This window comes from Selenomonas sp. (assembly GCF_057272215.1).
In genome coordinates this window covers 28,845-44,105 of record NZ_DBHIUY010000011.1, presented here as the reverse complement: position 1 = coordinate 44,105, position 15,261 = coordinate 28,845, and the positions used below count along the sequence as shown (strand labels likewise).

Genomic DNA, 15,261 nt, shown 5'->3' with positions numbered 1-15,261 from the left:
TCGCATGGTTTTTTACCATGCGGGCTTTTTTAAAATATGAGAATCATTTCCTATTCTTTTCTGCTATACATGTTTTTATGGCTTATTGTCTTTTTTTCACTATAAATGTATAATGAGATAAGAAGTTTTTGGAGAGCTTCGGAAAGGATGAATTTCGATGATAGGCGATCTTTTGCGTGCAGAACGCGAGAAGCAGAATTTATCGGTCAAGGATATCGAAAAAGCTACGAGTATACGCGCTTTATATATAGATGCAATCGAAAAGGGCGATTACAAGACTTTGCCCGGCGAGGTGTATGCCAAGGGGTTTGTCCGCAATTATGCAAATTATCTCAAGCTCGATGCCAATGCTGTCGTCAATAGTTTCAATGAGGAACTGCATCCGCAGGAAGATCTAAGCGTGGAGGCTTCGGCTTCTTTGGCAGATGAAGCAACTCGTATGCAATCCGCAGAAAGAACTGCAGAAGAATATCGTGGACCGAAAATCACATCCCTTGAGAGCTACCCTATGGAGAAATCTTCTCATGGCGTTCGCAATGCGCTGCTCGTGGCGGCAGCGGTCTTTGTCGTTGCTTTCGCGGCTCTCGTCGCTTTCGGCGGGGAAGATGAAATGACTGCGCCGACGAGAAGTGCAGGCACGGAGACGGTTCAGCATGGGCAGCGGCAGACGGAAGCGGCGCCTAAACCGACGGTGGACGGCGTGGAAATGACGCTGAACTTTACGGATCGCTGCTGGACGGAGGTCGTCGTCGACGGCAAGACGGAGTTTGAAGGAACTGCCGAAAAGGGCAAGACTCTGACGGTGAAGGGGAAGGATAAGGTTCGTATCACGGCGGGAAATGCCGGAGCGCTCAAGCTTTCTTTGAACGGTAAAGATATGGGAACCATTGGGCAAAGGGGCGAAGTGGTGGAAAAGACCTTTTCCAAGGATGCTGCCACGACTGTGCGCTAAATGGACGAAAGAATGCAGGGCTTTTTGCCGATGAGCCGCACGGAAATGGCAAAAAGAGGCTGGGATGCGCTTGATTTCATCTTTGTTTCCGGCGATGCTTATGTCGATCATCCGGGGTTTGGTGCGGCGATCATCTGCCGTGTGCTGGAAGCGCACGGTTATCGTGTCGGCATCATAGCCCAGCCCGATTGGCACAGTACGAAAGATTTTCGACGTTTAGGCAAGCCTCGGCTTGCCTTTCTTGTATCGAGCGGCAATCTCGATTCTCAGCTCAGCCGCTTCACGGCGGCAAAGAAGCTGCGCCGCCAAGATGCTTATTCGCCCGGCGGACGCATGAACTGCCGTCCGGAGCGTGCCGTTGCTGTTTATACGAAAAGGCTGCGCGAGACTTGGGGAAGCGTTCCCATCATCATCGGCGGCATTGAAGCGAGTTTGCGCCGCATGACGCATTACGACTATTGGCGTGATGAGGTGCGCCCATCCATTCTCTTGGAAAGCGGCGCCGATCTCCTTATCTACGGCATGGGGGAGAAGCAGATCATCGAGATCGCCGCAGAGCTTCATGCGGGCGTCGCGATTGCGCATGTGCAGGATGTGCGCGGCACTTGTTACGCTGTGCCGAATCGTGACTATGTATGGGACTATCTGGAGCTGCCGTCGTATGAAAAGGCGGTGAAGGATAAGCGGCAGTTTGCCGAAGCTTTTCGCCTGGAATATTTGGAGCAGGATCCTCTGCGTGGACGACGGCTTATTCAGCAGAATGCAGAAATCTGTGTCGTGCAGAATCCCCCTGCGCTGCCTTTGACGACGGCGGAGATGGATGAGATCTATGAACTGCCGTATCGCTATACATGGCATCCTGCCTACGATAAGGCGGGCGGCGTACCCGCCGTCGCTGAGGTCAAGTTCGGTCTTGTCAGTCAAAGGGGCTGCTTCGGCGGCTGTCATTTTTGTGCCATCGTATCGCATCAAGGGCGCATCATTCAGCATCGGAGCAAGGAATCGCTGCTCGCAGAAGCGAAGCGCTTGATCGCGCTGCCGGATTTCAAAGGATATATTCACGATGTCGGCGGCCCGACGGCAAACTTCTACGAGCCGTCATGCAGTCATCAGCTTGTGCGCGGCACATGCCGCGGCAAGGCGTGCCTTTCGCCGCCGTGTGAGAACTTGTGCGCCGATCATAAGGAATACCTCTCCGTATTGCAAAGTTTGCGCGCCTTGCCCGGCGTGAAGAAGGTGTTCATTCGTTCGGGCATACGCTTTGATTACTTGCAAAAAGCAGAGGATGATTTCTTGGAGGTCTTGTGCCGCCATCATATCAGCGGACAGCTGCGCATAGCTCCCGAGCATGTGTCGAACCGCGTCACGCGCCTGATGGGAAAGTCGAACAAGTCGGTGTATCTGCGCTTTGTCCAAGCGTTTGAAGCGATGAACAAGAGGCTCGGCAAGAAGCAGTATCTCGTGCCGTATTTCATGTCGAGCCACCCGGGATCACAGATCGAGGACGCTGTTGAGTTGGCAGAGTTCATTCATGAGCGCGGATATCATCCGGAACAGGTGCAGGACTTCATCCCGACCCCCGGCACGCTTTCAACCTGTATGTACTACACAGGAATCCATCCTTTGACGGGAGAGAAAGTTTATTCGGCGAAGACAGCGGAAGAAAAGAAGATGCAGCGTGCGCTTTTGCAGTATTGGCTGCCGCACAATGACGCCATTGTGCGCAGGGCTTTATATGCGGCGGGCAGAAGCGACCTCATCGGTTATGGGAAGAAGTGTCTGCTGCGTCCAAAGAAACGGGAACAGATCAAAAAACGGAGAAAAGAGAAGGGGATATAGATGCGTTGCCCATTTTGCAAAAAGGCTGACAGCCGTGTCATTGATTCGCGTGCTGCCGATGACGGCAATACCATTCGCCGCCGTCGGGAGTGTACAGCCTGCAGCAGGCGGTTTACAACATACGAAACGGTGGAGAAGATTCCGCTGATGGTCATAAAAAATGACGGCAGGCGCGTCGTCTTTGACCGCAACAAGCTCTTGAACGGCTTGATTCGCTCGTGCGACAAGCGTGATATTCCAACCGAGCGCATCGTCGCCTTGGCGGATGACATCGAAAAGGAGCTTCGCAATACGATGGATCGCGAAGTTTATACGCGCGACATCGGTGAGCTTGTCATGGAAAAGCTCAAAAACTTTGACGAGGTCGCATACATCCGCTTTGCTTCTGTCTACCGCAAGTTTGCTGACATCAGCGGTTTCCGTGAGGAGTTGGAAGCGCTGATTCGGGAGAAGAATCCGTCTTGAGTTGGAAGATAAAACGACGTCTGCGTGCGCAGCTTGAACGTGAGAGGGGATATTTCTCCTTCCCTGCCGGAACGAGGCGAAATTTTGCTTTGGTATATCCCAACTCCTATTTCGTCGGCATGTCGAACTTGGGGTTTCACATCATCTACGAACTCTTGAACCGTCGCAGCGATACCGCCTGCGAACGGTTTTTTCTGCCGTCTGAAGAGGAGCAGCGAGAGTATGAGCATACGGGGACGCCGCTTCTGAGCATGGAAAATCAGCTGCCGCTTCATCGGTTTCCCTTGATTGGCTTTGCCGTCTCCTTCGAGATGGATTACTTCCATCTGCTGCGCATTTTGCAGCTCGGCAAGGTGAAGTTGCTGGCGTCGGAGCGCGGTGAGCAAGATCCCATCGTTCTTGCAGGCGGTCCTTGTTCCACGTTCAATCCGGAACCTCTGAGCCTTTTCGTCGATGCGTTCATCATCGGTGAGGGAGAGGTCGTCATGCCTCCTCTGATGGATGCTTATGATGCCGCCGTGCAGGCAGGGCTTTCGCGTGAGGCGATCTTGAAGGCTATGTCGAAGGTCGCCGGCGTCTATGTGCCATCCCTTTATGCGCATGACTACGATGCAGCGGGGCGATTGAGCGGCATCCGCGCTAAAGACGGCGCACCGCAGCGCGTCGAACGTCAATGGGTGCGCAATCTCGATGATTTTCCGGCGCACACCGTGATCGTCACCGAAGATACGGAATTCAACCTCTACTTGATTGAAACGGCGCGCGGCTGCGGCAGGCATTGCCGATTCTGCATGGCAGGCTATTGCTTCCGGCAGCCGCGCAATCGCTCTTTGGCGGTTTTGGAGAGAGAGGTGCAGGCGGCGAAGAAGTATCAGAAACGGATCGGGCTCATGGGGGCGGCGATCTCGGATTATCCAGAAATTGATGCTCTTTGCCGTGATATTTTGAAGGAGAACTTAGGCATGTCCGTCGCGTCTTTCCGCGCGGATTCCGTCACGGCAGAGCTTGTTGCATCTCTCGCGAGGAGCGGGCTTCGCACGATCACGCTTGCTCCGGAGGCAGGCAGTGTGCGCATGAGAAAGGTCATCAACAAGGGCATCGAAGAGGAGCATCTGCTCCGTACGGTCGATCTCGCACTGCAGGCAGGCATTCATCAGTTTCGTCTCTATCTCATGATCGGTCTGCCTCATGAGGAAGAAGAGGATATTGAGGCGATCGTCGCCATGACTTTGCGTCTGCAGGAACACATACGACAGAAAAAGGAGCGGGCGCAGATCACCTTGAGCATCAATCCGTTTATCCCTAAGCCTTTCACGCCGTTTCAATGGCTGCCGATGGCATCGGAGAAGCGGGTTAAGGATGCGCTCAAGACGGTTCGCAAAGGTTTGGCGGCGCATAAGAACATCCGTATCATCGCTGAATCGCCGAAGAGCGCCTATGTGCAGGGGGTACTGGCGCGCGGGGATCGACGCACAGCACATGCGCTCTACCACGCGTTTTTGTCCGGCGGCGCCAAGGCTTTCAAGCGTGCGATGAAGGAAGACGGACTTTCTTTTGAAGATTTTTTGTGTGCGGAACATACGGAAGCGGCTCTTTTCCCTTGGGATACGCTTGATATGGGATTTTCTAAGCAGTATCTTTACCGGGAACTGCAAAAAGCGGCGGAACTGCAATATACGAAACCGTGCTTTTCCGGCTGTAAACGCTGCGGCGTTTGTGATACAATGGAGGAAGGATAATGTTTCAGTTGAAACAGAGCGGCGGCATGTGGCTCGGCGCGTTTTCGCTGTTTCCCGAAGAAGGGCTTGTGCATGGCATTTCCACGCGGTTCGGCGGCGTTTCCAAAGCGCCGTTTGCATCTTTGAACATGGCGCTCCATACGGGGGATTCTCCGTCGGATGTTTGGGAGAATCGTCGGCTTTTTGCAGAGGTTTTGCAGGTGGACGCCGAGCGTATCGTCACACCGCGCCAAGTGCATGGCGATGCAATTCATATCGTTCAAGCAGCCGATGCGGGCATAGGGGCAAAGCGCTTCGATGAATCCGTTTTCGCGTGCGACGCTTTGCTCACACAGGAGCCGGATATACCTTTGATGCTCTGCTTCGCCGACTGCGTGCCGCTCCTTTTTTTTGATCCCGTGCAGCGTGTCGCCGCTGTCGCTCATGCCGGCTGGAAAGGAACGGCGGCAAGGATCGGGCAAAAGACCGTGCTTCGTATGCAGGAGGTATTTCATTCACGTCCGCAGGATGTGTTGGCAGGGATAGGGCCTGCGATCGGCGCGTGCTGTTTTGCAGTCGGTGAAGAAGTGACGCAAATTTTTCGAGCAGCATTCCCCGAAAATCCGCAGATCCTTTCCCGTTCATCCGAAGGAAACGCCACGGTGGATTTGTGGGCTGCCAATCGTCTGCAATTAGAAGAAGCGGGACTTCTTCCGGAACATATCGACAGTGCAGATGTATGTACGATGTGCAGCGCCGAGAGATTTTATTCCTATCGCCAGGCGCAGGGGAATACCGGCAGGTTTGCCGCATGGATTGCGTTAAGGAGGGACGTAAATTGATCGAAGAGAATTTGCGTGTCGTTTTGCGCTCCATTGAAGAGAGCAGGGCGAAGAGAAAACTTGCCGATCCGAAAGAGCCTGTTCGGCTTGTGGCGGTGACGAAAAATCATGAGGTTCATGAGATGCGCGAGGCGATCGCGTGCGGCGTGACGGACATCGGTGAAAATCGTATTCAAGAAGCGCGGGAAAAGTTTGCGGCACTTGAGAGAGATGTTGTCAGGCACCTCATCGGTCATTTGCAGAAAAACAAGGCGAAGTATGCCGTGAGCCTTTTTGACTTGATTCATTCCGTAGATACCACGGAGCTTGCGCAGGTCTTGGACAAGGAAGCGGGAAAAATCGGCAAAGTGCAGGACGTTCTGGTGCAGGTCAATCTCGCCAGGGAAGCGACGAAGTCCGGCGTCTATGAAGAAGAATTGCAGCCCATGCTTGAAGCTGTCGATAATCTTTTGCATTTGCGTTTATGCGGTCTGATGTGCATAGCGCCCAATTACGAAAATGTCGAGGATGTTCGGCCTCTTTTTCGCCGCATGTATGAAATTTTTCAAAGAACAAAGGAGTTTCCTTGGAAAACGGCGAATATAATATACTTGTCAATGGGTATGACACATGATTATCGGATTGCTGTGGAGGAAGGCGCCAATATCGTTCGTGTCGGCACGGCCATTTTCGGGCCACGTCAGTATTGAGGAGGGAACAAGGATGAGCTTCATTGATAAGGTCTGCGGAAAAATCGGCCTGATCGATCCGGAAGACATCAACGATAAAAGGGATTCGCGCGACGAAGACGATGATTTTGCAGAATCTGATGAGCTGGATCGGATGGAGAATCCGGCGTCGAACGTCGTGAATTTCCAAGCCGCTGCATCGAATGTCTCGATGAATAATGTCACCGCCTACAAGATGAAGGTCGTCGTCATCGAGCCAAAGTCCTTTGACGACGCACAGCAAGTGGCGAACTGTCTGCGTGAAAAACGGCCCGTCGTCATCAATTTCGAAAACACTATCGAAGAGGATGCAAAGCGTATCACAGATTTCATCAGCGGTACGATCTACGCCTTGAATGGTGAAATCAAAAAGGTCAGTCACAATGTCTTTTTCTGTGCGCCGAGCAATGTCAATATTTCGTATTCAGAAGATAAAAAATCGGTGTCGGCTGAAATGCCGTGGCTGAAGAAATAAGGCGGCCGCAATGAAACTTGCTTTGATCGGCGGCGGCATGATGGCGGAAGCTGTCATTGCCGGAGTTTTGCGCGAGAATGTGCTTTTGGCGTCGGATGTTTTTGTATCGGAGCATAAGGCGGCGCGTGCAGAGGAGCTGCGCAGGAAATATGGCGTACAGGCTTTTTGCAGTGCGGCGGCTTTTTTAGAAGATATGGACGTGGTATTCCTCGCTGTCAAGCCGAATGCAGCGGAAAAGGCGATGGAAGAGCTTCGCGGGCATTTGCGTCCCGACACTGTTCTTGTCTCCATCGTGGCAGGACTGACGCTTTCTAGGATCGAGAAGATGTTTCCGCAGCAGCCGGTCATCCGCGTCATGCCCAATACGCCGCTTGCCGTAGGCGCAGGGATGTCTGCCTATGCGCTCGGTTCGTGTGCAGAAGAAGCGCATGAAGAAAAGGTGCATGAGATTCTTGCGGCGGCGGGCAAGGTCGTCTGTCTCAAAGAATCTTTGATGGATGCTGTTACGGGACTGTCGGGCAGCGGTCCGGCGTTCGCCTTCCTTGTTATCGGTGCGCTCGCAGACGGCGGCGTGGCGGCTGGTCTGCCTCGCAAAGAAGCTCTGCTCATGGCGGCGCAGACGATGCTTGGAGCCGCTAAGATGGTTCTCGATACGAAACAGCATCCCGCAGAACTTCGCGATCAGGTTACATCGCCGGCGGGGACGACGATCGCCGGCGTGCGCGTGCTTGAGCAGCGTGCCGTGTGCGGCGCTTTTCTGGACGCCGTGCTTTGTGCGGCGGAAAAATCCAAGTCTTTAGGGGAATGATATGTCGAATAGAGAAAAAATCCTGCGCTTTTATCGCGGTTCTGAAGGTGAGGAAACGGCAGTAAAATTGGTGGATGCTGCGGAAAAGGCGATGAAGAATCAAAAGTTTCGCCTTACGGCGTTTCTTGATCCCTTTGGACAGGAGATCGCTGAGATCGTGGCTGCAAACTTCGATGGATTGAAGGTTTCTTTCAACGGCGGCTATTTGGGGGCGGAACGCCAGCGCGCCGTTTTTCAGCATGAAGATTTTCGTGGCGCGCCTGCATGGGAAATCGCTGTTGTAAAGGCGCAGTGGAAGGACGCGTTCACGCATATTTCTCATCGCGATGTGCTGGGCGCTCTTATGGGACTGGGCGTTGAGCGCGAGATCATCGGCGATATTCAGCTGCAGCAGGGAACGGCAAAAATCGTTGCCGTTGAAAATATGACAGATTTTCTTCTGCAGAACTGTGTGCAGTTTGGCGCGGCGCATGTTTGCTGTTCTTTGGGAGAGTTGTCATCGTTGGCGCCGCGTGAGGAACGCTGCAAGGAGATCCGTGCGACCGTGGCTTCCCTGCGCGTCGATTCCATCGCCGCTGCAGGCTTTGGCATGTCTCGCAGCCGTGCGGCAGCGGATATTGCGGCGGAAAAGCTCAAGCTGAATTGGCAGTCCGTCAAAAACGCTTCACAGTCTGTGAAAGAGGGCGATGCGCTCTCCATGCGCGGCAGGGGGCGGCTGGAAGTATCGGAGATTCGAGGACAGACGAAGAAGGGCCGCATCAGTGTTCTGCTCCATCGCTATTTATAACCGCGGTAAGCAAAGGTTTCGCCATATAGAAAGGGATGAGGCGTTCTCGTGCCTATTTTTCTGAGTATCGGTATCGTCGTTTTGGATCAACTCATAAAATTCATTGTTGCTCATGAAATGTTTCCGGGGATGTCCTTTCCCGTCATACAAGATATTTTTCATATCACGTTCGTTTTGAATCCCGGCGCCGCTTTTGGCATCCTTGCCCATCAGCGCTCTTTTTTTATCGTCATGGGGATCGCCATTGTCCTTCTTGGCATCGGTCTCCTTCCGTATATTCGCCGCCAATGTCCGATGTTTCGCTACGGTACGGCGCTTCTTATCGGCGGCGCCTTTGGCAATTTGATCGACCGCATACGTTTTGGTCATGTCATAGATTTCTTCGATTTTCGTATATGGCCTGTATTTAATATCGCGGATATTGCCATCGTACTCGGCGTTGGCGCCATCATCTATGCGATACTCTTCAAAATGCACGCGGCGGAGAATTCATGATGATGGAAGAGTTGCTGATCGTCGATGAAGCATCTTGCGGGAAACGCCTCGATGTGTTTCTTGCCGATAAAAAAACGCAGTTTTCCCGCTCACATATACAAAAAATGATCGCCGACGGCGCCGTTCTGCGCAACGGCAGGGAAGCAAAGGCGAATGACAGGCTGCGCTCGGGCGACAGCCTTCAAGTGCGTGTGCTTGAAGCACAGGAATTAAAGATTTTGCCGGAGCCGATTCCGTTGGATGTATTGTATGAGGATCAAGATATGATCGTCATCAATAAGACGCGCGGCATGGTCGTTCATCCGGCGCCGGGCGTTTCGAGCGGTACGCTGGTCAATGCGCTGCTGTATCACTGTGGGGATCTTTCGGGCATCAACGGCGTCATTCGTCCGGGTATCGTTCATCGTCTGGATAAGGATACGTCGGGCGTCATGGTGGCGGCGAAAAATGATGCGGCGCACGTCGATCTTGCCGAGCAGATTCGTTTGAAATCGGCGCATCGAACATATCAGGCTTTTGTCTCCGGCAATATTGCGGAAGAAAACGGTGTGATTCGTGCGCCCATCGGACGTCATCCGACAGAGCGCAAGAAGATGGCTGTCGTGCCGAACGGCAAGGATGCGACGACGCTCTTTCGTGTCATGGAGCGTTTCTCTGCATATACCTTCGTCGAGTGTCGCCTGCAAACGGGACGCACGCATCAGATTCGCGTCCACATGGCGTACATCGGGCATCCCGTGCTCGGCGATCCGAGATATGGCAGGAAATCGCCTTTTGCCATAGAGGGTCAGGCGCTTCATTCGTGTGCGCTTCTTCTTACGCATCCGCGTACGAAAGAACGTATGCGCTTTGCTGCGGATATGCCGCAGGATATGAAGAAGATCCTGCATGATTTACGGCGGGGCTGATGAGGCTGCCGGAGATATGGTGAAGGCAACGCGCATCTTTGGATATGGGAAAGGAGAGGGATGACATGGCATCATGGGTGGACAAGACCGTTCTGATGGATGAGGATGCGATTCGCCGTGCATTGACGCGCATTTCGCATGAAATTGTAGAGAGGAACAAGGGAACGCAGAACATCGTTCTCGTTGGCATACGGAGTCGGGGTATTCCGCTCTCGGAGCGAATCGCGGCGATGATTGAGCGAATTGAAGGAATCCGACCGGCACTGGGCATCCTCGACATCACGCTGTATCGCGATGATCTCTCGACGTTGTCGTATCAGCCTGTCGTGCGTGAGACGGAGATTCCTGTCGATATTACGGACAAGACCATCGTGCTCGTCGACGACGTACTCTACACGGGCAGGACGATTCGTGCGGCTCTCGACGCTTTGATTGATATGGGACGACCGAAGAGCATACAGCTTGCCGTCTTGATTGATCGCGGTCATAGGGAATTGCCGATTCGTGCAGATTTTGTTGGGAAAAATGTCCCAACCTCGTCGAAGGAAGAGATTCGCGTCATGCTGCAGGAACACGATGCGGATGAAAGAGTCATGCTTTCCGAGCGGAAAGATGGATGAAAACCACAGGGCGGGGGGATGGATCGAAAATAATCTTGCTGCAAAAAGCAGGATATATCGAGTATTCAGAGAATAAAGAAAACATAATATAACGAGGAGTTGATCAAATGAAAGAGTACGCAAGCACGAATATCCGCAACATTGCCTTGGTCGGGCACGGCAAATCGGGCAAGACGAGCATCGCGGAGGACTGCCTCTTCAATACGGGAGCGATCAAGAGACGCGGCAGCGTTGCCGACGGAACGATGGCGTCAGACTATGAGCCGGAAGAGACGCGGCGCGAGCTTAGTATCCAGACTTCGCTGCTCGCCTGCGAATGGCTCGATCATAAGCTCAACATCCTTGACACTCCGGGCTATCCCGACTTTGTCGGCGAAGTCAAGAGCGCATTGCAGGCGGCGGACAGTGCGCTTATCGTTATATCCGCTGTTTCGGGTATCGAGGTCGAGACGGAGAAGGTCTGGCGCTATGCGGAAGCGATGGATTTGCCGCGAGCGTTTTTCGTGAATAAGATCGACCGTGAACATGCAGATTTTCAAAATGTCGTTCAGGAGCTGCGGTTGCGTTTCGGTACGGGCGTCGTTCCTATCCAGCTGCCCGTCGGCAGGGAGGCGGCTTTCCAAGGCGTCGTTGATCTCCTTGCCATGACGGTTCGCATTAAGGAACGCGATAGGAATAACTGTGTGGCTTTAGATGAGATTCCCGAATATATGAAAGATGAAGTGGAAGAAGCGCGTCAGGCGCTCATTGAAGGCGTTGCCGAAATCAACAACACGCTTCTCGAAAAGTATATTGAGGGCGAGGAGCTTGACGAACGCGAAGTGGCAGAAGCCTTGATTGAAGGCATCGAAACGGGCAAGATATTCCCCGTACTCTGCGGCTCGGCTTCTCTGAACGTCGGTATGCACGCGCTCTTGAACGATATGGTCGAATACCTGCCGGCGCCGACAGACCGTACTGTCGTGGGCACTTTGCCCGATGGAGAGGAATTGGCGGAGCGCGCGCCGCAGGACGCTTTTTCTGCACAGGTGTTTAAGACAATCGTCGATCCGTTTGTCGGACGATTGAGCTTCATCCGCATCTTTTCGGGTGAGATGAAGGGCGACGCTTCGTATTGGAATATTACGCAGGGACAGACCGAGCGAGTGAGTACGCTCTATACGATGCAGGGGAAGAAGCAGATTGCCGTCGCTAAGGCGCACGGCGGCGATATCATCGTTGCTGCGAAGCTGCAAAATACGCGCACGTCGGATACGCTTGTTGCAAAAGAGGCGCCGCTTTTCTATGATGCGATTGAGTTTCCGCCGCCCATGCTGGCGCAGGCGGTCTATGTGAAGAAAAAGGGTGAGGAGGACAAGGTTTTTGCCGCGCTCGCCAAAGAATGTGAAGAAGATCCAAGCCTTCGACTGGACAAGGATGCGGAAACGAAAGAAACCTTGATTCGCGGCATCGGCGAGGTTCACATCGAGGTTTTGCAGGAGAAGATGAAGCGCAAGTTCGGCATCGAAGCGATCTTCAGCGAGCCGCGCATCGCTTACCGCGAAACGATCCGCAAGAGCGTCAAGGCAGAAGGCAAGCATAAGAAGCAAAGCGGCGGTCATGGTCAGTACGGGCATGTCATGCTCGAAATTTCGCCGCGTGAAGCTGGTACAGGCAATGAATTTACGGAGAACATCTTCGGCGGCAGTGTACCGCGCCAATACGTTCCGGCTGTGGAGAAGGGGACGGTGGAGACGCTTGCCGCAGGCATCCTCGCGGGCTATCCCGTCGTCGATGTGAAGGTCAATCTCTACGATGGCTCTTACCACACCGTCGATTCTTCCGAAGTCGCCTTTAAGACGGCGACGGCGACGGCTCTTCGAAGGGGCGTTATGGAAGCGAATCCCGTGCTTCTTGAGCCGATTTATGAGATGACGGTTCAGGCGCCGGAATATTATATGGGCGACGTCATGGGACAGCTCAATGCGAAGCGTGCGCGTATTCTCGGCATGGAGATGATCAACAAGGATACGAGTGAAGTGCGTGCGCAAGTGCCGCTCGCATCGCTGCATAAGTATGCGACGGAGCTGCGTTCCTTGACGCAGGGGCGCGGCGCTTATACGCTGCGGTTCTCCCACTACGAGGAAGTGCCGGAAAAGACGGCGAATCAGTTGATTGAAGCGGCGAAGGCGCGCAGATGATTCTGCCGCTTTGGCATAGACGGTTTTTGCTCCCGATTGGAATGATCTGATCGGGAGCTTTTCTTGTCAATGGTTGATTTTTCGCGGCAAACTCATTAGAATAGGAAAGGATGCGTTCTTGGCATACGGGAAGGGGGATGGGAAAAGATGAGAAAGGAACAGCCCATCGGTGTTTTTGATTCGGGTCTCGGCGGCGTCAGTGTGCTGCGAGAGATCGTGTCTCTTTTGCCGGCCGAGGATTTCATTTATTTTGGCGACGCTGCGAATGCGCCTTATGGGGAGAAAACGGAGCGGGAGATTCGCGCTTTGACTACGGCGCAGATCGACCGTATGGCAGCGGCTGGGGTGAAAGCTGTCGTTCTTGCCTGCAATACAGCGACGAGCGCCGCCTGTGCGCCGCTGCGCCGCCGATACAGGCAGATCCCGATCATCGGCATGGAGCCGGCGCTCAAACCTGCAATCTTGAGCCGTGAAAAGCCGCGCGTCATCGTCATGGCGACACATGCGACGCTCAAGCAAAAGAAGTTTGCACGTCTCATGGAGCGATTCAAGGACGCAGGAGAGATAGTCAAACTGCCGTGCCCTGAGATCGTGGAGTTTGTCGAGCGCGGCGAGACGCACTCCGATGCACTCTTGCGGTATTTGAGGAAGCGGTTTGCCGATGTTTTGCAGACGCCGGCAGATTGTGTCGTGCTCGGCTGTACGCATTTTCCGTTTGTGCGTGATGCAATACAAGAGGTCGTGGGACAAGCGGTGCAGATCTTTGACGGGGCGGCGGGTACGGCGCATGAACTCAAGCGTCGTCTGCAAGAAGTGGATGCTCTGCGTGCAGATGGGGGCAGAGGTGCGATTGAGTGGCTGAGCAGCAGCTCGGATCCGCGCTACATTGAACGTGCGAAGATGCTTTACGCGCTGTAGGGTTCCTGTGAAATCTTGGTATGATCTTGTGAAGGGTTTATGTAGGGGGAATTTTATCATGACAGAAATGAAAATTACCGCTGGAATGAAGCGCGAGGTGACGACGAAGGTGACGGATGAGAATACTGCCATCGCGATGAAGAGCGGTTCCCTGCCGGTCTTTGCTACGCCTGCTATGACTGCCTTGATGGAACAGGCGGCGGCAGAACTCGTCGATGAACTTGTGCCGGACGATTGGACTTCGGTGGGCGTTTCGCTTGACATTCAGCATAAGGCGGCGACGGCGCTGGGGCGCAATGTGCGTGCTGAAGCGGAGGTTGAGCGTGTAGATGGACGCCAACTGACCTTTGTTGTCAAAGCGTTTGATGATGCGGGGGAGATCGGTGAGGGACTGCATCAGCGTGTTCTCGTGAATCGTGAGAAGTTCATGGGCAAAGTGACGGCGAAATGACGAATTTGCCCTTCGGCGAAAAGACCACGAGGCAGCTTTTCCGTGAAGGTATGCGCGATGGCACCCCGATCGCGCTCGCTTATCTCGTCGTGAGTTTCACGCTTGGCATCACGGCGCATAACGCAGGGCTTGATGCTGTGCAGGGGTTTGCCGTCAGCTTCTTCAACCTCGCCTCTGCCGGAGAGTATGCGGCATTTACCGTCATTGCCGCAGATGCGCCCTATTGGGAAATGGCGGCGATCACGCTCGTGGCAAATGCGCGTTATATGCTCATGAGCTGTGTGCTCAGTCAGAAGTTTTCTCCTGCGACGCCCTTTTATCATCGCCTTGGTATAGGCTTCGGCGTTACGGATGAGATCTTTGGCATTTCGATTTCGCGCCAAGGCTTTTTGCAGCCTGCCTATAATTACGGTGCGATGACTCTTGCCGTGCCCGTCTGGGCGTTGGGAACTTCGCTCGGTATCTTGGCGGGCGACATTTTGCATCCGTCTCTTCTGAGTGCCTTGAGTGTGGCGCTTTATGGCATGTTTATCGCCATCGTCATTCCGCCGGGAAAAGAGAATAGGGTTGTTCTTGCCCTTGTGTTCATCAGCTTTGCCTTGAGTTTTCTGGCGTCAAACATGCCGCTCGTTTCGGAGCTTTCCGGCTCTTCGCGAACAATTATTCTGACGGTACTCATATCGGGGGCGGCTGCGTGTTTCTTTCCATTGGCGGAAACGATTGAGGGGGAGCATGACCATGAAGCATGATATTTTCCTCTATATTCTCGTCATGACCGCTGTGACGCTTGCGATTCGCCTGTTGCCTTTGACGCTTCTGCGTCGTCCGATCAAGCATAGGTTCCTGCGCTCCTTTCTTTACTATGTACCTTATGTAACTTTGGCAGTTATGACATTTCCGGCGATCATCGAAGCTACGCAGACGCCGGCGGCAGGCGCTGCGGCGCTTGCCGTCGGCATCGCTCTCGCTTGGTATGGTGCGAGCCTTTTTCAGGTTTCCGCCGCCTGCTGCTTCGTCGTCTTTCTGGTTGAGTTCATTTTCGTATCGTAAGGAAAGACGGATCATTTCAGTTATCTATATGTGCAAATTTAGGCGA

The 15,261-nt window shown here is 53.5% G+C and carries 17 protein-coding genes; all 17 read left to right on the top strand.

The genetic code is table 11. The annotated features are described in order from the left end of the window. The first annotated feature begins 157 nt into the window (after positions 1-157). Positions 158-952, top strand: a complete 795-nt coding sequence (locus ACO5Z0_RS10045) for a helix-turn-helix domain-containing protein (protein ID WP_485650192.1) — start codon at positions 158-160, stop codon at positions 950-952. Next, complete coding sequence (locus ACO5Z0_RS10040; protein ID WP_485650191.1) at positions 953-2,791, top strand: YgiQ family radical SAM protein; 1,839 nt, start codon at positions 953-955, stop codon at positions 2,789-2,791. It begins immediately after the preceding gene. Further along, positions 2,792-3,256 (top strand): transcriptional regulator NrdR, encoded by a 465-nt coding sequence (nrdR, locus tag ACO5Z0_RS10035; protein ID WP_442673178.1) that lies wholly within the window; start codon positions 2,792-2,794, stop codon positions 3,254-3,256. Next, complete coding sequence (locus ACO5Z0_RS10030) at positions 3,253-4,995, top strand: radical SAM protein (RefSeq protein WP_485650190.1); 1,743 nt, start codon at positions 3,253-3,255, stop codon at positions 4,993-4,995. Before nrdR ends, ACO5Z0_RS10030 begins: the two co-directional genes overlap by 4 nt. Beyond that, a complete protein-coding gene (gene pgeF / locus ACO5Z0_RS10025) occupies positions 4,995-5,816 on the top strand; it encodes a peptidoglycan editing factor PgeF (RefSeq protein WP_485650189.1) in 822 nt (273 codons plus the stop codon). Before ACO5Z0_RS10030 ends, pgeF begins: the two co-directional genes overlap by 1 nt. After that, entirely contained in the window at positions 5,813-6,505 is a 693-nt protein-coding gene (locus ACO5Z0_RS10020) for a YggS family pyridoxal phosphate-dependent enzyme (protein WP_485650188.1), read from the top strand. Before pgeF ends, ACO5Z0_RS10020 begins: the two co-directional genes overlap by 4 nt. Before the next feature lie 13 nt (positions 6,506-6,518). Then, on the top strand, positions 6,519-6,998 hold the full coding sequence (locus tag ACO5Z0_RS10015; protein WP_442675790.1) for a cell division protein SepF: 480 nt from the start codon (positions 6,519-6,521) through the stop codon (positions 6,996-6,998). Between the two features lie 10 nt (positions 6,999-7,008). Then, positions 7,009-7,806: a pyrroline-5-carboxylate reductase gene (gene proC / locus ACO5Z0_RS10010; protein ID WP_485650187.1), complete on the top strand. Its 798-nt coding sequence runs from the start codon at positions 7,009-7,011 to the stop codon at positions 7,804-7,806. Between the two features lies 1 nt (position 7,807). Continuing rightward, a complete protein-coding gene (locus ACO5Z0_RS10005; protein WP_485650186.1) occupies positions 7,808-8,593 on the top strand; it encodes a YlmH family RNA-binding protein in 786 nt (261 codons plus the stop codon). 48 nt (positions 8,594-8,641) lie between these two features. Next, positions 8,642-9,088, top strand: a complete 447-nt coding sequence (gene lspA / locus ACO5Z0_RS10000; RefSeq protein ID WP_442675793.1) for a signal peptidase II — start codon at positions 8,642-8,644, stop codon at positions 9,086-9,088. 2 nt (positions 9,089-9,090) lie between these two features. Then, the gene (locus ACO5Z0_RS09995; protein ID WP_485650228.1) at positions 9,091-9,996 is read left to right on the top strand and encodes an RluA family pseudouridine synthase; all 906 of its coding nucleotides are present in this window, start codon (positions 9,091-9,093) and stop codon (positions 9,994-9,996) included. A gap of 65 nt (positions 9,997-10,061) precedes the next feature. Further along, positions 10,062-10,616 (top strand): bifunctional pyr operon transcriptional regulator/uracil phosphoribosyltransferase PyrR, encoded by a 555-nt coding sequence (gene pyrR / locus ACO5Z0_RS09990; RefSeq protein ID WP_485650185.1) that lies wholly within the window; start codon positions 10,062-10,064, stop codon positions 10,614-10,616. A 107-nt stretch (positions 10,617-10,723) separates the two neighbouring features. Beyond that, a complete protein-coding gene (fusA, locus tag ACO5Z0_RS09985; RefSeq protein WP_485650184.1) occupies positions 10,724-12,796 on the top strand; it encodes an elongation factor G in 2,073 nt (690 codons plus the stop codon). Positions 12,797-12,943: 147 nt separating this feature from the next. Then, entirely contained in the window at positions 12,944-13,714 is a 771-nt protein-coding gene (murI, locus tag ACO5Z0_RS09980; RefSeq protein ID WP_442673289.1) for a glutamate racemase, read from the top strand. 58 nt (positions 13,715-13,772) lie between these two features. Further along, positions 13,773-14,165 (top strand): thioesterase family protein, encoded by a 393-nt coding sequence (locus ACO5Z0_RS09975; RefSeq protein ID WP_442673290.1) that lies wholly within the window; start codon positions 13,773-13,775, stop codon positions 14,163-14,165. Then, entirely contained in the window at positions 14,162-14,914 is a 753-nt protein-coding gene (locus ACO5Z0_RS09970) for an AzlC family ABC transporter permease (RefSeq protein ID WP_485650183.1), read from the top strand. Before ACO5Z0_RS09975 ends, ACO5Z0_RS09970 begins: the two co-directional genes overlap by 4 nt. Beyond that, entirely contained in the window at positions 14,904-15,215 is a 312-nt protein-coding gene (locus ACO5Z0_RS09965) for an AzlD domain-containing protein (RefSeq protein WP_442673292.1), read from the top strand. The genes ACO5Z0_RS09970 and ACO5Z0_RS09965 overlap by 11 nt, the downstream gene beginning before the upstream one ends. Positions 15,216-15,261 lie beyond the last annotated feature (46 nt).